Below are 15,290 nucleotides of genomic sequence, written 5' to 3' on the forward strand. Positions count from 1 at the left end.
GGTTAACTTTTCCTGAAACGGGAAAAAATGTGTACGTGGGGTCGGAGGCGGTCTAGCTAGATGAGAACCCCAAGCTTTTAACCCCCCTACCCCTTTAGCGGCACGTCACTGGCGTGCCTCTAGCCCGGCGCGCTGGGTTTTGTGGATCCGCTGACGTGTCAGCCACCCAGCCCCGACGCCTCTTCAGCCTGCTTGACGGAGTCGTGACAAGGCTTGCAGAGACTCTGCCAGTTGGTCTGATCCCAGAAGAGAACCATGTCGCCCCGGTGAGCAATGATGTGGTCGACCACCCGCGCCGCAGCCGTGCGGCCGTTCCGCTCACAGAAGACGCAGAGTGGGTTGTCATTGAGGTACTGCTCACGCGCCTTCTGCCATCGGTAGTCGTAGCCACGTTGGGAGCTGGTCATTCCGCTACGCCAACTGCCGGACGTCACCACCTTGACCCTTGAGCCTGTACTCTCCTTGATGCGAGAGCCAAGTGTCTTGAGCCTGGCCATCAGCCGTCGACCTTCCGTTCCGCCCATCGCCGGCCAAGCTGCCGAGCCTGCTCGACACCCAGTACTCCGACAAAGCCAGCGGTGGCAAACGACCAGGCAATGCTCAACCCGAACTCTTTCACGGTCAGGCCAACTACCATCACGATCAACGCGCCAAGCGTGGCCTCAATCAGCTGTCGGACTGGGCGGGTCTCCTTGCCGTCGTACTGAATGCGTAACCAGGTCAGGGCGAATGTCAGGCCCATTGCAAGGCCGTTCTCTCTCAGGGCTGTAAGTACCAGCACCCAGAAGGATGGGTCTTTATCTGGCGGCATATGGGCCATCTCGATTCCTCCCTTTGCGGGGGAGTGGAAATGAAAAAGCCCGCTTCATCAGCGGGCTCAGTGATTCAGTCTAGAAGTTGGTAGGCGCCCAGGTGCCAGGCGTGCCTGCCGCGGTACACGTCAGTTCACGGACAGAACCTGCTACCCCAGTAGGAGAGACGTTCTTGATGCGGTCTCCCCGCTTGTATGTACCAACTGTCGGAGCAACACCAGCCCCCCAGAAATCCGCAGGCTCCCAGCTGTTTTCGCTGGACAGGTTGCGCGAAGTACCTACCGATGCATACGGGGTAGTTACTCCAGCTCCCACAATGTTGCCATGAATACGGTTCAGTGCACCCGCTGCGTACAAGCCTCGGCTAGTACCGGAAACTTCTGACACAGTATTCTCTACCAACACAATTTCTTGTGCAGGTGCGGTGTTGGCAAAGATACCGTAGTTCACTGTGTTTTTAGTTACGCAACGGGAGACCCGCACCTTGCCGGTACAAGAGGAGATATTGATACCCTCACCGCCACAAGCCTCGACATTTGCGGTGATGTTGACGTCAGTGCAGCCCGTAACGTGTACACCAATACGGCCGCAGTTCTTGATTCTCGCCTGGGCGATGGTCAAGTCCTGAATGCTGATGCATGAAATTCCGTACTCGTCACTCTTGTCGGTGTAGACGGCTTTTACTGAGCAAACCTCAATGTTGCGAAGACGCACAACACCAGTGAGATTAACACCGACGTTTGCCTGGTTATCTTGGCCTTTCGAGTTGGTACAGTGCACGGACTCGATAGTCGCCATAGGAACTGACTCGGCCGGGGTAGAACCAGTCACTTCGATCACTGGAATATTGCAATCGATAGTCCGGATTTGCCCAACAGATACGGTACAACGAACTGGCCCAGTAGACGAGGGTGAAATATTGATGCCGCCTACGCAGTTTTCGAAACGCCCCTTGAGCGCAGTGAACTCCTTCAGCGAGGACTTGCCACGCAAAGGGATGCTGTAGCAATCAATTGCACGGATATCCTCAACGAAAAGGTTCTCTCCGTTACCGTAAACATCGATGCAGCCGATGCCATTCAGCGCAGTTCCCCAACTACCGTCGTAGCCCGGCCCACCGCGCCCCATGCGGCGCAGGTTTGTTCTACCGGTCAAGGTAATGGAACACTGGCCGGATGTGAGTGGATCTCGCCCGACATAGGTGCCAAGGATCGCAGTTACCGAATACTTACCCGTGCTGATTGGCTTTTCGAAGTCGGCCCAAAAGTTATGGCAGCTCAGTTGCACATAGTCAGCACACAAAATGTAATTCGGCGAATAGCCCAGCGCAGTTTGCGTGTTGGGGTCATCGCGGCCGATACCGTAGCGTGTGGCGTGGAAAAAGCAATCAACGACTGAAACCAAGGTATTGAACTGGCGAGCCAAGTCAGTACCTCGTAGGCAGAGGTAGCCGGAAGTACCGTTACGGAAAGTGCCGCCCGAAATCTTTAGCTTGGTGTCATTTTGCGGGTCTAAGGACTTAGGCATGCATTTTACAAAGAAACCTGTAGGTTCCTTCTTGATCATGGAGGCTTCGTTGCCATCGTAGGTCCATTGCCCTAAGAACTCGACATTCAGGCCTGGAGCACCCAATTCAAATACTGCAGCGCCGTTCGACCAATAGGACGTACCCTCGCCATCGAAGTTAGCCAGTCGCTGGATGACCGTGCCTACTTGGAAGTGAATGCGACAGTTGGACAGTATCTGCACAGAGCTGATGATGTATGTCTGGTTTCCAGTGAATTCAATTTCACCGCCGATACGCACAGCCTCGGCTACGGCGGGGGTCCAGTTCCAGGTACTCGGGTCAGCGATATTCGGCTTAGATGTGACGAGGTGGGCATAATCCCAAATATTAATCGCATTGCTCATGGTATGTCCTCATAGTAGCCAAGCCGAGCCCCTGCCCAGTTTGACGAATTAGAAAAGGTAATGGCGAGGTTAATTATCAATGACAATAAGCATTGATGAGTTTCGAACTACAGGACCAGACAGTCTGAGTGCCACTATGCTGCTCAGGTGCTGGCTACTTCGCGGTAGGTCACAGGCTGTAAAAGTTATTTGCCCGGACTTATCGGATAAACATCCAGCATATCTGCCTGGAACATAGGATTTGAGAGTTTGAGTTATTTTGGGGAAGTAACAGGTAAGAGATATTGCTCAGAACAATGATTTTTGGGCTTGTCAAAGTTGGTCGGTAGCAAGCGGATTACAGAAACGAAAAAGCCCAGCTCAATGGCCGGGCTTTTTAGTGCCACTCCTCAGCAACGCGCAGGAATGACAGGATGGATAAATAATCGGCCACGCGGCCATTTGCTGTCAAGCGGCATTTTCCATCGACAGGCCTTCGTGGTTCAGAATGCCTCTCGCCGCCCCCAGGGCCTCTTGGGCCATCTGCTCCAGCACGTCTTCGATGCCCTTCCTCCATCGGCGACGAGTTCGCTCAGGTCGAGCATCCGGGTCCCATCGGTTGATGTCATAGAACTGAGCCGGCAAGACGATCATATCGCTCGACCGCTTTCCGTCGGTACCCTTCATCTTCGGGATCGCCCAGGCTGTCACGGCGCTGGTGATGAACAGCTTCGGAGCATGGGAGGCAACCATGGGGATCAGGCGGCTGATCGACTGAACCTTTCGCCCCTTGTGCGTGCTGAACCTCGCCACCAGGACATCCCAGTGCCGCGGCTTCAGCTGGCTGTGCAGCCTGGCGAAAACCCAGCAGTCAGCATCCATACGGCTGATTTCGCCGCGCTCTACCGACCTACTCAAGGTTGCCATGTCGTGGCCGTCTTCGCTGCCTGGCTCGTATAGCTTCTGCCAGGCCTGCTTGCTGGTGTTGTCGATCGCTTCTGAAGCCAGGGCCGAGACGACCGCCGCGAGTACGCTGCTGTAAATCATGTCCTTCCCCCCTCAATCCCCGGTGTAGTTGCTGCCCCCGGCGCCGAGCCGGTTGCCTTCCTGATAATGCGCACCCGGGCCAGTGGCCCGAGGCTTCTTCAACTGCTCAATCTGCCGCAGCGCTGCCTGAAGCCTCATGCTGAGCTGGGTCACCAGTTCATCCAGGGCCAAGGCCTCGCCGGTTGCAGCCACTATCCAGCCCGAGGCGTTGCAGTGGTCGCATGGCAGTTCGTGAAACAAACCCTGAGGACCGCTCTCCCACGGCATACAGGGCACTTTTCCAGCTCAATCACGGCTCTCTTGAAGGCTGGGCCGTGCTTCTTGTTCAACCTCGGCGCCCTCCGCTCAGCAAGGCTCGCGAATACCCAAGAAAGGACAGCCCGACAATCAGCATCGCCAGTGCATCAATCAGCCCGGTCAAGCTCAAACCGGATTTCATCCACACAGCCAAGGCAATCAGGATCATGGCGCAGGCCCAAACGCTGAGCCTGGGCACAGAATGGCTCTTCTGCTTCATTTCGAATCCTCGCTAGTTACAAATTCGGCAAGGTCGCTGGACGCCTTGTGTTCCGCTGGCTGGGCCGAATTCTGTGAGATTCCGGTTAAGGCCTTGGTAAGGCCGTGAATGGCACCGAAGCCGATGCCGTCTAACCAGGCGTGCCACTTCTCCAGGGCTGCCCGGCGCTGCTGCATGGCCTGGGTGTTGATGTAGGTGCTGGCGATCTTGCCCAGCGTGTGGTTCAGCAGCATCTCGCCGATGTGGCCGTCGATACCGAGGTCGGTCCAAGTGGTGCGGGACACCTTGCGCAGGTCGTGGCTGGTCCACTCGCCCTGCCCCAGGCGGGTGAACACCATGCTGGCCTGGGTTTCGCTCAGCGGCAGCCGGCGGCGGTTCGGGAACAGGTACACGCCCTCGTAGCCCTGGGCTTGCTGAATCGCACGGTACCGGATCAGCAGCGCCTGTACTTGGTCGGTAAGTGGCAGGCGGTGCTCGGTGCGGGTCTTCGTGTTGGCGGCCGGAATGAACCACTCGGCTGCGGCCAGGCTGATCTCGTTCCAGCGGGCCATGCGGGTCTCGCCGATCCGGGTGCCATGGGCCAGCATCATCAGGGCCAGCATGGCGTCGCCCGGTTCCTCGTCGACGGCCTGGGCCAGCTGCTGCATCAGCTCCGGCAGTTGCACGTCACGCAGGCGGGCTGCCTTGGGCAGGATCTTGGCCTTGGTGAAGTCGTTGAAGCGCATCCCGGCCATCGGGTTGCGGTCGATCAGGCCCAGCTGCAGGGCCTGGCGGAAGGCGGTCAGCAGCAGCGCGAACATCTGCCGCAGGTAGGACAGCGACACTTCGGCCTGGCACGGCCACATCAGGTGCTTGTCCAGCGCATCGGCATTCACGCCAGCCACAGCCAAGTCATCCAGGCGCGGCTTCAGGTGCTGGGCAATGGCGGAGCGGGCGCCGGCCTTGCGCTTCACAGACAGCGAGCGGTCGCGGGCCATTCGGTCGCCGTACCAGTCAAGCAGCTGGCCGACGGTGACCATGCCCGACACCACTGGCGCGGTGGCCGGGTCGCGCAACAGGCGCTGACGGAGCGCGGGCAGCTCGGCAATCACCGCCGCCACGCTCAGCTCTGGCCAGCGGGCGACCGGCACCCACTTCTTGCCGCGCACCAAGTGCCAAGTGCCGCGCTCGCGGTTGCTCCAGAAGCGTAGGTACAGGCCCGGGTGACGCGGGTCGCGTAGGTCACGCACCGACTTGTCGGCGGCCTGCCGGCGCACCTCGGCCTCGCTCAGCTTCACCTCACGGGTCGCGCTCATGCAGCCACCGTGGCCGGCAGCAGCAGGTAGGCCCGGATGGCCTCAACAGCATCGATGCTGCCCCGGCACACGATCGCCAGGTAGCCCTGGTCGGCGAGCGCCTGCAGATAGGCGTCTTGACTGGGCGACACCGGCGCATCGAACGGCGGCATGGCCTTGAACTCGATGTACAGGCCGAAGTAGCGGCCACGTGCCATTGGCAGTACCAGGTCGGGAACGCCGGCCTTCACGCCCTGGTCTTTCAGCTTGGCGGCCACCGTCTTGACCCGGTGCCCACCGTTCGGCACGTGGTAGATCAGTTTGTAGGCTTGCGGGTAGCGCAGCTGCAGTTCTTTCATCAGCGCGGCCTGCTCCTGCCCTTCCCGGTCGACGGGCTTGGCACGGGCCGGCTTGGCCTCAAACGGGCGAAGAGCGGGAGCATTCATGCGACCAACACCCCTTCGTTCAGCAGCAGCGCCTGGGTTCGCATGACCCCCTCGGCGTGGTACCGGCGCGCGGTGTCTCGGTCTACAGCCTGGCTACGCCCGTCACAGGCGTCGTGGCAGGCGCTGCAGGACCAGGCGCCTTGCAGGTCGTGTGGTTTCTTGCCAACGCCGCAGGTGCCCGCCAGGCGGTAGTGCGCCAGGACGGTGGTCTCGGGGTTGCCGTTGCACACGCCCGGAATGCGCACCTGGCACTCCCGGCCGCGCGCGGCCTTGGTCAGCTTGGTTTGACGCATGGTCAGAACTCCTCCTTGCCACGGTGAGAGTCCCACTCGAAGGGCACCACCACCCCGCCCCCCTCGCGCAGGCGGTCGTAACACCGCTCGCCCATGGCGTGGCGCAGCTGGCCGGCCTCCAGATTGGAGATCACCACCGTGGGGCGCATCTGCTCGTAGCGCCCATTGATGATCGAAAACAGGGTGGTCAGCTCGAATTCACTCGGCTGCTCTTTGCTGACGCCAACCTCGTCGAGCACCAGCAACGACGGCTCGATCAGGCTGGACAGGATGTCGGCCTCGGACTGTTCGCTGTGGCGGTCGTAAGTGGCGCGGATGGACTGCAGGATCGCGCCCACCGTGCGGTACACGGCGGTGGCCGAGCTGTTGCGCATCAGCTCGTTGGCCATGCCGGCACCCAGGTGGGTCTTGCCAGTGCCGACCTTGCCCAGCAGCATCAGGCAACGCCCGGTGCGCTCGATTTCCTCGAAGGCCGCCACGTAGCGCGTGCAGTAGGCCAAGGCCTTACGCTGGCCCTCGTGCTCGACGCGGTAGTTGGCCAGGGTACGGTCGGCGAAGCGCTTCGGGATCAGCGCCGAACCCAGCTTGCGGGTCATGGCCTCGCGCTTCAGGCGGGTTTCCTCGGCCTGCTGCTTCGCCAATCGCTCGGCAATGGCTGCTTTCTCGCACTCAGGGCAGCGGCCAACGATTTCGCGACCCATGAGCATGGTCACGCGCTGCTCGAAGTCGCCGTGATACTCGCAGTTCGCAGGCTGGACGCGGAAACCGGCGGCGTTTCGCACGTCGGACATGGTGATCACCGATTCAGATCGCATAGGTACCGTCCTCGCGCTTGGTCAGGCCGTCGGTGTAGTCGCGGTCACTGAAACCGTGGTGGCGGCTGTTGGGGTTGAACTTGGCAGGCAGCTGGGCGCCAATGCGCTTGGTGACCCAATCCACCTCGAAGCCGCGCCAGCCGTTCTCGACGGCGAATTCCAGGGCCTGCGCTGGCTGGATACCGAACGCCTTGCATTGCTCCAGCTTGGTGTTCAGGGCGGACCAGATACGGGCAGTCACCGGGGCTTTGGCTGCCTTTCGGACAACCAGGTAGTCAGCGATCAGCGACTCATCCAGGCCGTGAGGGTTTTCAGCCAGCATGGCGGCCTTTCCGAATGGCGCTTTGCGGTCAGCTTTGGCCGGAACTGGCGCCTCATCGCTGGGGGGGCATGTATTTTCTTCCGAAGGAAGAAATACATAGGGGGTTAGATTCTTAGAATAAAGAAGGGACTCGGCGGTTTTGGTCTGTTTCGACTCTTCTCCGATTCGGACCACTTGAGCCGAATCGGCTGTTTTGGTCTGTTTCGTCTCCGTGAAGTAGACCCAGTCTTTCGGGTCGTTCACGCCGATGTCACCCCGAGCACCGCCCTCGCGAAACAACACACGACGGCGCAGCAGGCTGGAGATCGCTTTCGACACGGTGTCAGGGTGAGCGTGGATGGCTTTCGCGATGTCGGTAGCCGGGATGCGCTGGGCGCCTGCACAGAAGTTGATAGTGGCCTTGGCCACGTACAGCACAATCTTCATCTCCCGGGCTGGGAGATCGATAGCCAGCAGGCCATCCATGAGCTGGTTGTCCATCCGGGTGAACCCCCTGGACTTGTCAAGTGGGACGATGTTTGTCATGCTTAAACCCGTTCTAAAGCTGTAGAGAAAGCCGCCCTGCCAGGCGGTTTTTTTTCGTCTGCTGTATGGCTACTGGATGCCTGAACAGCTGGACGGCCCCACTACTGGCGCAAGGCCAGATAACTCACAATTCACCTCGTCAATCGGAACCTTTCACCGGGCATGCGACGGGAACGTCTTGGCGTTGAGCAACAAGCGCCCCACCTGACTCCTTCTCCAGAACGCACTGCATCGGATAAGAGAAACCGCCAGCAGCACGGCACTGCGAGACCCTGCTGCTGGACACGCCGAGAGCGTTACCGATGGCGCGGCCGGTGCGGAAATGTTTCAGGGCTTCGTCAAAGGTCATTGATGTCTCTCCGAGGTCTTCGGCGAGTTTAGAGTTCTTAACACTACAAGGCAAGTTATCTAAACACTCAAAGGTTTAGAATCCTAAATATGGAATTCAAAGACCGCGTCATCGCGCGCATGAAGGAGCTCAACCTGAGCTCAACCGACCTCAGCAAATTGTCTGGCGTGTCCAAGGCAACCGTGAGTTTCTGGATTAACGGGACGAACGGTGCTAAGGGCAAGAATCTACTCGCCTTGGCCAAAGCACTTGAGTGCTCAGCAGAATGGCTTTCTGACGGCACCGGCCAACCAACCGACGAGAACTCTCCTTCCGGAGCCGCATCCAGCACTGCCGAACTGGTAGCACAGATGCTTGCCTCCAAGGCTGGGAAGAACCTTTCGGAGAAAGCGCGCGAAGTGATGCTTGCCGCTGCTGCCGAAGCAGACAGCCCAGATCGCGGACAAGAATACCTGCCCTCTGCATATTCCAGCCTGAAGCCGACCCAAGAGGAAATTCTGATTCCTCAGTACGACGTGCGAGCGGCAATGGGCCACGGACAGGTGCCTGCCGACTACAGCGAGGCGGTACGTAACCTTGTAGTACGCGAGGAAATTTTGCGGGAGAAGGGAGTTACGTATACCTCACCTTCAGCACTGGCGATGATCACCGGTTGGGGCCAGAGCATGGAGGGGACCATCAATGACAAGGACCTGGTCATTGTTGATCGCGGCATCAGCGAGTTTATCGGTGAAGGGATTTACGTCATCACCTGGCACCAGGAACTGTACATCAAGCGGATGATGCGTTTGGATGAGGACCATTTTCGGCTGATCTCTGACAACCAGCATTACGAAAATCAGACGGCTCGCATCGATGATGTCACAGTGCACGCCAAGGTACTGCTGATCTGGAACGCGAAAAAGGCCTAGCACTCAGCCTCAAGAAGCCCGCGTAATAGCGGGCTTTTCGTACCGTCAAAACGGCGCCGCCTCCTCTAACGCTATAAATTCCTCCTGAGTTTCTGCCTGAGGATCATCGTCGGAGAAGGCCTCCCAGCGCAGCGTTACAGAAACATCCTCCTCATTGAATTCCATTTCGATCCCATCAGTCTCCTTGAGGATCCCCATCACCTCCTCCCACTCTCTGTCCCCATCAGTATCTAGCCGGTGAATGGTCACCCACCTTTGCTGTCGAGCCGTAGGATGATTGATCATCGATGACACCCGAAGACCCAGGCGCTCCACGCCTGACATAACCGATCTTTCCTGCTGCTTCTGGGGCTTTGCCATCTGATCCTCCGATAACTGTATATCCATACAGGTGCTCCACAAGACTAGCTGATCTCCTACAAAGCCGGAAGTCTTGACTTTCAATGCTCGCCGGGAGCACCCGTTCGTCCGCACTGTTTAGATTTCTAAAATTCTTCTTGACGCTTTCTGTTTAGTTTTCTAAATTTGCCTCAAGCAGTCGCGCCATGGGCTGCCGGCATACAAGCCACCGCTCTTTAAAAACCAGTAGATGAGCCACCAGGCGCCGAGTTAAGCCGGCCGTTGAGCTCTGGTGGACAGTACGCAACACAGCAAGCTTCCTCGCTCGACATGTCGGCCCGCAGGTTTGCTGAGCAATACCGATTTCACTGGCTGGCCTTGGCAACAGGGCCAGACGGGAAATCAAAAGCCCTGGAGGGCAAGACGATGGCGAAGCGGCCAACTAACCGCATCAAATACAAGATCTGGGGAGAAGACAGCTCGACTGAATTCGACGGGGGTATCGCTGAAGGACTGTATTACGGCGCCTGGAGCCTTTCTGTTGGCGATCGACAGCAGCTGATTGACAGGTTGATCGAGCAGCAGAAGAAAGCCCTGAACCAGTCACCCTGCGTTACGTCAGCCTGACGAAAACAGCCCGGTTCACCTGGTTCCCCATCACCAGGCTGCATCGGTCGTGGCGTTCGCCCTCCCCTTGGTCCGGGAGGTAGACGGCAGCGAGCGTCACGACCAATGCAGCCACCCCGCGAGAGCAAATCATGGACACGATCACCATCGGCGCATGGATCGGCCACCTCGGCCGTGGCCTGGCGCCTCGCGAATTGCAGTGCCTTCTAGAAGTTGCCCGAGGACTGACCACAAAAGAGATCGCCAGGAGCTTCGGCATCAGCGAGAGCGGTGTAGAAAAACGCCTCGGTGACGCGATGCTGAAACTGAAGGTGCGCCGCCGAACTGCACTTGTAGCTGAGGCGGCGTACCAGAAGATCATCACCCCGCTCTGCCTCGCCCTGGTCTGCCTTGTAGCAATGCATGCCGCCATCAACGACAGCGACCCAATGCGCCGCGACCGCCGGGCGCCGGAGCGCCGCACCGCCCAAGTTCGAATCGTTCGCAAGGCAGAAGCCTTGGAACTCCATGCCTGACCAACAAGGACCAACCCATGAACGCAGCCATCCGCAATAGCCGTGTGCAATACGCCCAAGTTCAGCAGCTCGCCGAAGCAGCCGCTGAAGAATTCCGTAGTAACTCCCGCTTCTTCGTCCAGCAGGGCGAAAACAAGAGCTGGGCCATCGTCGGCGCCGACGACAATCGCCTGTATGGCCTGCGCCGTCGGCATGTTGATGCGGTGAACTACGCCGAAAGCCTGGAGCGCGCGGTGAACGCAAAGTCGGTACCGGTGCTGAAGGTCAGCCCGCCTGACGACGCACGCACCCGCTGGGCGGCACTGTGGGCACTGGTGCTGATTGTCATGGCCGGAGCGTTTTCGTCATGAGCCGCGGGGTGAACAAGATCATCTTGGTCGGCACCTGCGGCCAAGACCCGGAAGTGCGCTACTTGCCCAACGGCAACGCCGTGACCAACCTGAGTCTGGCCACCAGCGAGCAGTGGACCGACAAGCGCTCGGGCGAGAGGGTCGAGCGCACCGAGTGGCACCGTGTGTCGCTGTTCGGCAAGGTCGCGGAGATCGCCGGCGAGTACCTCCGCAAGGGCTCCCAGTGCTACATCGAAGGCAAGCTGCAGACCCGCGAGTGGGAGAAGGACGGCATCAAGCGGTACGCCACAGAGGTGCACGTCGACATCAACGGCACCATGCAGCTACTGGGCGGGCGGCCGGACAACCAGGGCGGCGGCCAGCAGCAACAGCGCCAGCCTCAGCAGCAACGGCAGCAGCCTCGACAGCAGTACAGCCAGCAGCGCCAGGCGCCGCACCAGAACCAGCAGGCCGCGCCGCCCGACCAGGAAAGCTTCGACGACGACATCCCGTTCGCCCCGGTCCACCACCTGGCGGGCGCATGATCGCCACCATGTCTCAGCCTGTGCCCGCCGTGAAGTACGCGGCGGCCATGGCCAGGTCCACTGGTCAGCCTTGGGGCGTATACCGAGGAAACAAGCGTCTACTGGTGGTCATGCCGTCTGGCTCGACGAAGAAAACGCCCATTGAGGTGTGCCACCCATGAGACGCATCCAGAAGCTCACGCAGCAGCGTCGCCGCCAGCTGCACATACACATCCCGCCCAGCGGATTGAAGGAGATGCCGTATGGCGATGTCTCAACAGGCACGCGACGAGAAGCGCCGGGCAAAGGCCGAGCGCCTACAGGAAGAAGACCTGCGCTTGAAGGTTCGACCAGGGACTAAACAGGCCCTGCTTGAGCTGATGGAGTGGGCCGGGATCGAGGAACAGGGCGAGGCGATGACGCTGATGATTCATCACATCGAAGCGCTCGGGCATCACGCACTGTTCAGGCTCGCGCGCCACGAAATCGAGGGTCACCGATCTGTGGCGCGGACTGAGCCGCTGAGGCTATCGGCCAGGAAGCGAACCGGCCAGCACCTGCGGGCGATCTGCGGCTGGGCTGATGCCACGTACAGCCAGATGATCGAAGGGCTGATCCACGGCATTCACGCCCTGGGCATGCTGCACGCGGCGAAGTTTCTCACCCCGCCCCGGCATGAGATAAGCATCTCGCCACGCCTGGCCCTGGCCTTCGACCGGAAGACCATGTTGATGATTCAGCAGGATACAGGGGATGAGATCCTACCCCCGTCAGAGTGAGGCAAGAACGTCTCAGACAAAGCAAGCTACTCAACCAAGAATTATATTAGTTCTAAGCACTTCAATACCAAATTTCTTGCAAATAGACTTAATATAACTATCATCAACTGATGCCACACCAGTTGCTATATTGATCGCAAAACTACCTGACACCGGATCGCGATGCCATTCTACAATGTAACCTTTCGCAGCAAACGTGTCGCAAGCCGCATTAACTGCATCCAATTCGGCTCTCGCCACAATTTGAACCCCAGGCATCAGCCGTTTGTTTGCAGGACTCCCCAGGGAGCGATTCGAAAAATTTAATTGCTTTAATAAATCCTCGATATCATCTAAACGTTCAATCAGAATATTTTTAGCGTCGCCTTGATCAAGAGAATCTATTAAAGCACGATGTTCTCTTACCCTCGTGATAGGATTGTCGTGCCCAGGTCTATTGACTGTCGCCTTGATCGCCTCTTGCAGGCTAGGAGATAGTTCCACTACGCCGCGCATATCGTTGGTGTAAAAGATCGTACGCTCATCTGCAATATCGAAAGGTAAGCGGGTACCTACTTCGGCGATCGTAATAACAGGTTTCCCAGTAGCATGACGAACCGCGAGCTCATACATAACGTTGGGGTTTAACTCAGATAAATTACATAGCACAAGATCATCTTCCAGCAGATGCTCAATTACTTGTCTGGTAATGGATCCCGTGAGCGAAATTTTGTGAGCAACAAAAACATCATAGCCCATCCTGACTAATAGCGGCTCAAGTACAGAACTTATTAAGCCGTCTGCCGCTCTGCGCGTTGATGAGTCTGCGCCACCTATAGGGGTTACGATAAATGCTCTTTTCATCGAAACAGTTTTTTCGGTTTCAGGCTCTGCCTGCTGAACAGCGTTGCTTGTCTTTGTCATGCTCGCTCACGAGTTAGAGGGTGATCCAGCACCTCTAATACCCCATCCCAAACCAAATTGCCACCATGCCGCCACCAGCACGGAGGGCGGCGCATGCATGGAGAAAGCCATGAAAGACCAAGAACGCTCTGAACTCGCCGCGCGCGTCGCCGAAGACCTGGCCCAGCACCAATACACCCAGCTGGTGAATGAGAACGGCGTCGAGGTTTGGCGCTGCCAGCAGCCTGGAACCCGTGTCTACCACTTCGACATCTGCGTCACCGCCTACGGCATGTCTATGTTCGGCGATATCGACGGGCTTCTGTGGCATGTCGGCGCCGACTACGGCATCAACTTCCTGCGCCACCAGAGCGACGGATACCTTCACGAAAAGCTGGAAAGCACCTGTAAGCGCGAGGTGATCGACTTCGACAGCATCCGCGACACGGTCTGCAGCTGCATCGTTGGCCGAATTGACGAGGTGTTCGATGCCGACCAGATCCCGGCGTGGATGGCCGACATCCCCGACCGTGGCGCCACGCTGGAGCAGGCTGAGCAGCTGGGCGAGTGGCTGCGAGAGCAGGCCGAAGCAGACGAGCGCTTGCCATTCGACGACCTGGCCGACGTGATTGACGAGATCGAGACCTTCGCCGAAGGCCGGGATGCCGAACTGGTGCTTGCTTACGATTTCCTCCAGAGCAATGAGTCGCTGCTCGGCGGAAGCGACCTCTGGGAGACGAAGATCAGCAAGTCATGCCCGAATCTGATGGCGCGGCTGTTCTACGTTCGCCACGCAGCCAACGCAATCATGGCGATCAAAGAGCAGGCCGCCGCCGCCTGACCCTCCAAGGCTGCCCGCCAGCCTCAGTCGACTGAGCGAGCGTCAACACAAGATGCAACGCATTCGACGATCGCCGTGAAGCTACCGGTGAAGCTGTGCCGCAGCTCTCGCGGCATGTCGTAGGAAAAGTGGATCAGCCAGGAACCGTCGCCCAATAGCACAGCCTCCCGACGGTACTTAGCAACCTGATCCTCATCAATTCCGAGAACTGCTGCGACTTCCTGGTTTGTTGGCTCGCGGTCCATCGGGGATTCATCTCCGTGTGCTGGAAGACAACAAATACTCCCACTGAAACCAAATTGCCACTATCGCGTAACTGCCGCGCGAGGGCCGCACATGCGTAAGGTTCACGCCGCCAAATGACCCGCCAGCGCCTCGCATCCCCCGCTAGCGCTCCGTCAGATGAACGCCAATAGCAAAGGCCGCCATGACTAGGACTACCTCTGCCACAACGTAAGCAACGAAGAACTCATCCGAAAACATGCCTGGATCTCTGAGGGGCCGCATTGCCCTGTGCACTGCGTGAATGGCTCAGAGCCATCACCGTTCGCAAAAGTTCATTCACTACGCGGCGCTGCCCGCCAGCCCCAAACGAAAACGCCGCCTGATAAGGCGGCGCTGACTGACGAAGACCGGACGTTACCAGGTCTTCGGCTCTGACTTCTTGTACGACCCACCGGTCATGCACTTCTCGACCAGGTCTTCGCGGGCCTTGTTGTCCGGAAGCGTTTTCAGGTAGTCGGGCTGACAGTGTTCGCTAGTCGGCTCATAGGCTGCCGTGTCGACGGCGTCTTCCTTGCAGCCCGCCAGAACCACTGCAGAGAATGCGGCGGCTGAGAAGAAAACCAATGCTTTGTGGGACATAAGCTCATTCCTTTGAAGTGGTCGGGCGTTATAGCAAACCTCGACCAGCATCGCAAAGACCTCTCAGCGCTGCCCGCCAGCGCCTTCCCCTATTCAACGATCATCGCTCTGGGGGAATGGCGGTTATCAGCGACGCAGCTTTCATCTTCAGCTTTTTACGCAAATTCCACGGCATGTCGTAGGAGAAGTCCAAGAGCCAGACATTGGGTCTCGCCATCGGCGTGGCGTTCACCAGCCATAGCTCAATGTCTTTCTCAGCCACTTTCAAGACCTGCCCGATCAACTTGTTGCTGGGACGTTCGCTCATTTTGAAGCCCTCTTGGTAGAAGTCCGGCATTCATTTCTTAACCCAAACCCCACACCAACGCCACCCCGGCGAGGGCGGCGCC

Annotated in this window: 23 protein-coding genes and 1 pseudogene; 7 read left to right on the plus strand and 17 right to left on the minus strand. The window is 58.5% G+C overall.

Annotation, left to right across the window (positions count from 1 at the left end; all coding sequences use genetic code 11):
* Positions 1 to 158: 158 nt before the first annotated feature.
* The 12 genes and pseudogenes from MRBLPB4O_RS18250 to MRBLPB4O_RS18305 all read right to left on the minus strand — a co-directional run bounded on the left by MRBLPB4O_RS18250 (position 159) and on the right by MRBLPB4O_RS18305 (position 8,290).
* Positions 159 to 497: an HNH endonuclease gene (locus MRBLPB4O_RS18250; RefSeq protein ID WP_341796171.1), complete on the minus strand. Its 339-nt coding sequence runs from the start codon at positions 495 to 497 to the stop codon at positions 159 to 161.
* Positions 497 to 820, minus strand: a complete 324-nt coding sequence (locus tag MRBLPB4O_RS18255) for a phage holin family protein (RefSeq protein WP_341796172.1) — start codon at positions 818 to 820, stop codon at positions 497 to 499. The genes MRBLPB4O_RS18250 and MRBLPB4O_RS18255 overlap by 1 nt, the downstream gene beginning before the upstream one ends.
* Before the next feature lie 70 nt (positions 821 to 890).
* A complete protein-coding gene (locus MRBLPB4O_RS18260; protein WP_341796173.1) occupies positions 891 to 2,723 on the minus strand; it encodes a right-handed parallel beta-helix repeat-containing protein in 1,833 nt (610 codons plus the stop codon).
* 447 nt (positions 2,724 to 3,170) lie between these two features.
* Positions 3,171 to 3,749: a hypothetical protein gene (locus tag MRBLPB4O_RS18265; RefSeq protein ID WP_341796174.1), complete on the minus strand. Its 579-nt coding sequence runs from the start codon at positions 3,747 to 3,749 to the stop codon at positions 3,171 to 3,173.
* 12 nt (positions 3,750 to 3,761) lie between these two features.
* Positions 3,762 to 4,078: pseudogene (locus tag MRBLPB4O_RS18270) on the minus strand (hypothetical protein).
* Positions 4,075 to 4,266, minus strand: coding sequence for a hypothetical protein (locus tag MRBLPB4O_RS18275; RefSeq protein WP_341796175.1), 192 nt, complete (start codon positions 4,264 to 4,266; stop codon positions 4,075 to 4,077). The pseudogene MRBLPB4O_RS18270 and the gene MRBLPB4O_RS18275 overlap by 4 nt, the downstream one beginning before the upstream one ends.
* Positions 4,263 to 5,561, minus strand: a complete 1,299-nt coding sequence (locus MRBLPB4O_RS18280; RefSeq protein WP_341796176.1) for a site-specific integrase — start codon at positions 5,559 to 5,561, stop codon at positions 4,263 to 4,265. The genes MRBLPB4O_RS18275 and MRBLPB4O_RS18280 overlap by 4 nt, the downstream gene beginning before the upstream one ends.
* The gene (locus tag MRBLPB4O_RS18285; RefSeq protein WP_341796177.1) at positions 5,558 to 5,986 is read right to left on the minus strand and encodes a VRR-NUC domain-containing protein; all 429 of its coding nucleotides are present in this window, start codon (positions 5,984 to 5,986) and stop codon (positions 5,558 to 5,560) included. The genes MRBLPB4O_RS18280 and MRBLPB4O_RS18285 overlap by 4 nt, the downstream gene beginning before the upstream one ends.
* Positions 5,983 to 6,279 carry a DUF1364 domain-containing protein gene (locus MRBLPB4O_RS18290; RefSeq protein ID WP_197896379.1) on the minus strand — a complete coding sequence of 99 codons (297 nt, stop codon included), beginning with the start codon at positions 6,277 to 6,279 and terminating at the stop codon, positions 5,983 to 5,985. The genes MRBLPB4O_RS18285 and MRBLPB4O_RS18290 overlap by 4 nt, the downstream gene beginning before the upstream one ends.
* Positions 6,280 to 6,281: 2 nt before the next feature.
* Positions 6,282 to 7,094, minus strand: a complete 813-nt coding sequence (locus tag MRBLPB4O_RS18295) for an ATP-binding protein (RefSeq protein ID WP_145914545.1) — start codon at positions 7,092 to 7,094, stop codon at positions 6,282 to 6,284.
* Positions 7,084 to 7,941 carry a replication protein gene (locus tag MRBLPB4O_RS18300; protein WP_341796178.1) on the minus strand — a complete coding sequence of 286 codons (858 nt, stop codon included), beginning with the start codon at positions 7,939 to 7,941 and terminating at the stop codon, positions 7,084 to 7,086. The genes MRBLPB4O_RS18295 and MRBLPB4O_RS18300 overlap by 11 nt, the downstream gene beginning before the upstream one ends.
* A gap of 139 nt (positions 7,942 to 8,080) precedes the next feature.
* Positions 8,081 to 8,290, minus strand: coding sequence for a hypothetical protein (locus MRBLPB4O_RS18305; protein WP_108191422.1), 210 nt, complete (start codon positions 8,288 to 8,290; stop codon positions 8,081 to 8,083).
* An 89-nt stretch (positions 8,291 to 8,379) separates the two neighbouring features.
* Between MRBLPB4O_RS18305 and MRBLPB4O_RS18310 the strand changes: the two genes are divergently transcribed.
* Positions 8,380 to 9,201 (plus strand): S24 family peptidase, encoded by an 822-nt coding sequence (locus tag MRBLPB4O_RS18310; RefSeq protein ID WP_108191421.1) that lies wholly within the window; start codon positions 8,380 to 8,382, stop codon positions 9,199 to 9,201.
* A 45-nt stretch (positions 9,202 to 9,246) separates the two neighbouring features.
* Here the strand turns inward: MRBLPB4O_RS18310 and MRBLPB4O_RS18315 are convergent, their stop codons facing one another.
* Positions 9,247 to 9,561 carry a DUF1654 domain-containing protein gene (locus MRBLPB4O_RS18315; RefSeq protein WP_341798908.1) on the minus strand — a complete coding sequence of 105 codons (315 nt, stop codon included), beginning with the start codon at positions 9,559 to 9,561 and terminating at the stop codon, positions 9,247 to 9,249.
* 261 nt (positions 9,562 to 9,822) lie between these two features.
* Here MRBLPB4O_RS18315 and MRBLPB4O_RS18320 point away from each other — a divergent pair, with 261 nt between their 5' ends.
* From MRBLPB4O_RS18320 to MRBLPB4O_RS18340, 5 genes are all read left to right on the plus strand, one after another.
* Positions 9,823 to 10,167: a hypothetical protein gene (locus tag MRBLPB4O_RS18320; RefSeq protein ID WP_341796179.1), complete on the plus strand. Its 345-nt coding sequence runs from the start codon at positions 9,823 to 9,825 to the stop codon at positions 10,165 to 10,167.
* Between the two features lie 131 nt (positions 10,168 to 10,298).
* Positions 10,299 to 10,682, plus strand: coding sequence for a helix-turn-helix transcriptional regulator (locus MRBLPB4O_RS18325; protein WP_341796180.1), 384 nt, complete (start codon positions 10,299 to 10,301; stop codon positions 10,680 to 10,682).
* A 17-nt stretch (positions 10,683 to 10,699) separates the two neighbouring features.
* A complete protein-coding gene (locus tag MRBLPB4O_RS18330) occupies positions 10,700 to 11,032 on the plus strand; it encodes a hypothetical protein (protein WP_341796181.1) in 333 nt (110 codons plus the stop codon).
* The gene (locus MRBLPB4O_RS18335; RefSeq protein ID WP_341796182.1) at positions 11,029 to 11,556 is read left to right on the plus strand and encodes a single-stranded DNA-binding protein; all 528 of its coding nucleotides are present in this window, start codon (positions 11,029 to 11,031) and stop codon (positions 11,554 to 11,556) included. Before MRBLPB4O_RS18330 ends, MRBLPB4O_RS18335 begins: the two co-directional genes overlap by 4 nt.
* Positions 11,557 to 11,798: 242 nt before the next feature.
* Positions 11,799 to 12,314: a hypothetical protein gene (locus MRBLPB4O_RS18340; RefSeq protein ID WP_341796183.1), complete on the plus strand. Its 516-nt coding sequence runs from the start codon at positions 11,799 to 11,801 to the stop codon at positions 12,312 to 12,314.
* A gap of 30 nt (positions 12,315 to 12,344) precedes the next feature.
* Here the strand turns inward: MRBLPB4O_RS18340 and MRBLPB4O_RS18345 are convergent, their stop codons facing one another.
* On the minus strand, positions 12,345 to 13,217 hold the full coding sequence (locus MRBLPB4O_RS18345) for a hypothetical protein (RefSeq protein ID WP_341796184.1): 873 nt from the start codon (positions 13,215 to 13,217) through the stop codon (positions 12,345 to 12,347).
* A gap of 109 nt (positions 13,218 to 13,326) precedes the next feature.
* Here MRBLPB4O_RS18345 and MRBLPB4O_RS18350 point away from each other — a divergent pair, with 109 nt between their 5' ends.
* Positions 13,327 to 14,037 carry a hypothetical protein gene (locus MRBLPB4O_RS18350; RefSeq protein ID WP_341796185.1) on the plus strand — a complete coding sequence of 237 codons (711 nt, stop codon included), beginning with the start codon at positions 13,327 to 13,329 and terminating at the stop codon, positions 14,035 to 14,037.
* Positions 14,038 to 14,060: 23 nt separating this feature from the next.
* On the opposite strand, the gene MRBLPB4O_RS18355 is transcribed toward MRBLPB4O_RS18350, so the two are convergent.
* From MRBLPB4O_RS18355 to MRBLPB4O_RS18365, 3 genes are all read right to left on the minus strand, one after another.
* Positions 14,061 to 14,282: a hypothetical protein gene (locus MRBLPB4O_RS18355; RefSeq protein WP_341796186.1), complete on the minus strand. Its 222-nt coding sequence runs from the start codon at positions 14,280 to 14,282 to the stop codon at positions 14,061 to 14,063.
* A 394-nt stretch (positions 14,283 to 14,676) separates the two neighbouring features.
* On the minus strand, positions 14,677 to 14,901 hold the full coding sequence (gene trbK / locus MRBLPB4O_RS18360) for an entry exclusion lipoprotein TrbK (RefSeq protein ID WP_232894476.1): 225 nt from the start codon (positions 14,899 to 14,901) through the stop codon (positions 14,677 to 14,679).
* Positions 14,902 to 15,001: 100 nt separating this feature from the next.
* Positions 15,002 to 15,208, minus strand: coding sequence for a hypothetical protein (locus MRBLPB4O_RS18365; RefSeq protein ID WP_341796187.1), 207 nt, complete (start codon positions 15,206 to 15,208; stop codon positions 15,002 to 15,004).
* Positions 15,209 to 15,290: the final 82 nt, after the last annotated feature.

Origin of the sequence: Pseudomonas sp. LPB4.O (assembly GCF_038383825.1) — a bacterium.
GTDB classification, from domain to species: Bacteria; Pseudomonadota; Gammaproteobacteria; order Pseudomonadales; family Pseudomonadaceae; genus Aquipseudomonas; species Aquipseudomonas putida.

Excerpts from the sequence above, each read along its gene's own strand:
- MRBLPB4O_RS18250 (WP_341796171.1), bottom strand. The coding sequence starts at position 497 with ATGGCCAGGCTCAAGACACTTGGCTCTCGCATCAAGGAGAGTACAGGC.
- MRBLPB4O_RS18255 (WP_341796172.1), bottom strand. The coding sequence starts at position 820 with ATGGCCCATATGCCGCCAGATAAAGACCCATCCTTCTGGGTGCTGGTA.
- MRBLPB4O_RS18260 (WP_341796173.1), bottom strand. The coding sequence starts at position 2,723 with ATGAGCAATGCGATTAATATTTGGGATTATGCCCACCTCGTCACATCT.
- MRBLPB4O_RS18265 (WP_341796174.1), bottom strand. The coding sequence starts at position 3,749 with ATGATTTACAGCAGCGTACTCGCGGCGGTCGTCTCGGCCCTGGCTTCA.
- MRBLPB4O_RS18275 (WP_341796175.1), bottom strand. The coding sequence starts at position 4,266 with ATGAAGCAGAAGAGCCATTCTGTGCCCAGGCTCAGCGTTTGGGCCTGC.
- MRBLPB4O_RS18280 (WP_341796176.1), bottom strand. The coding sequence starts at position 5,561 with ATGAGCGCGACCCGTGAGGTGAAGCTGAGCGAGGCCGAGGTGCGCCGG.
- MRBLPB4O_RS18285 (WP_341796177.1), bottom strand. The coding sequence starts at position 5,986 with ATGAATGCTCCCGCTCTTCGCCCGTTTGAGGCCAAGCCGGCCCGTGCC.
- MRBLPB4O_RS18290 (WP_197896379.1), bottom strand. The coding sequence starts at position 6,279 with ATGCGTCAAACCAAGCTGACCAAGGCCGCGCGCGGCCGGGAGTGCCAG.
- MRBLPB4O_RS18295 (WP_145914545.1), bottom strand. The coding sequence starts at position 7,094 with ATGCGATCTGAATCGGTGATCACCATGTCCGACGTGCGAAACGCCGCC.
- MRBLPB4O_RS18300 (WP_341796178.1), bottom strand. The coding sequence starts at position 7,941 with ATGACAAACATCGTCCCACTTGACAAGTCCAGGGGGTTCACCCGGATG.
- MRBLPB4O_RS18305 (WP_108191422.1), bottom strand. The coding sequence starts at position 8,290 with ATGACCTTTGACGAAGCCCTGAAACATTTCCGCACCGGCCGCGCCATC.
- MRBLPB4O_RS18310 (WP_108191421.1), top strand. The coding sequence starts at position 8,380 with ATGGAATTCAAAGACCGCGTCATCGCGCGCATGAAGGAGCTCAACCTG.
- MRBLPB4O_RS18315 (WP_341798908.1), bottom strand. The coding sequence starts at position 9,561 with ATGGCAAAGCCCCAGAAGCAGCAGGAAAGATCGGTTATGTCAGGCGTG.
- MRBLPB4O_RS18325 (WP_341796180.1), top strand. The coding sequence starts at position 10,299 with ATGGACACGATCACCATCGGCGCATGGATCGGCCACCTCGGCCGTGGC.
- MRBLPB4O_RS18330 (WP_341796181.1), top strand. The coding sequence starts at position 10,700 with ATGAACGCAGCCATCCGCAATAGCCGTGTGCAATACGCCCAAGTTCAG.
- MRBLPB4O_RS18335 (WP_341796182.1), top strand. The coding sequence starts at position 11,029 with ATGAGCCGCGGGGTGAACAAGATCATCTTGGTCGGCACCTGCGGCCAA.
- MRBLPB4O_RS18340 (WP_341796183.1), top strand. The coding sequence starts at position 11,799 with ATGGCGATGTCTCAACAGGCACGCGACGAGAAGCGCCGGGCAAAGGCC.
- MRBLPB4O_RS18345 (WP_341796184.1), bottom strand. The coding sequence starts at position 13,217 with ATGACAAAGACAAGCAACGCTGTTCAGCAGGCAGAGCCTGAAACCGAA.
- MRBLPB4O_RS18350 (WP_341796185.1), top strand. The coding sequence starts at position 13,327 with ATGAAAGACCAAGAACGCTCTGAACTCGCCGCGCGCGTCGCCGAAGAC.
- MRBLPB4O_RS18355 (WP_341796186.1), bottom strand. The coding sequence starts at position 14,282 with ATGGACCGCGAGCCAACAAACCAGGAAGTCGCAGCAGTTCTCGGAATT.
- trbK (WP_232894476.1), bottom strand. The coding sequence starts at position 14,901 with ATGTCCCACAAAGCATTGGTTTTCTTCTCAGCCGCCGCATTCTCTGCA.
- MRBLPB4O_RS18365 (WP_341796187.1), bottom strand. The coding sequence starts at position 15,208 with ATGAGCGAACGTCCCAGCAACAAGTTGATCGGGCAGGTCTTGAAAGTG.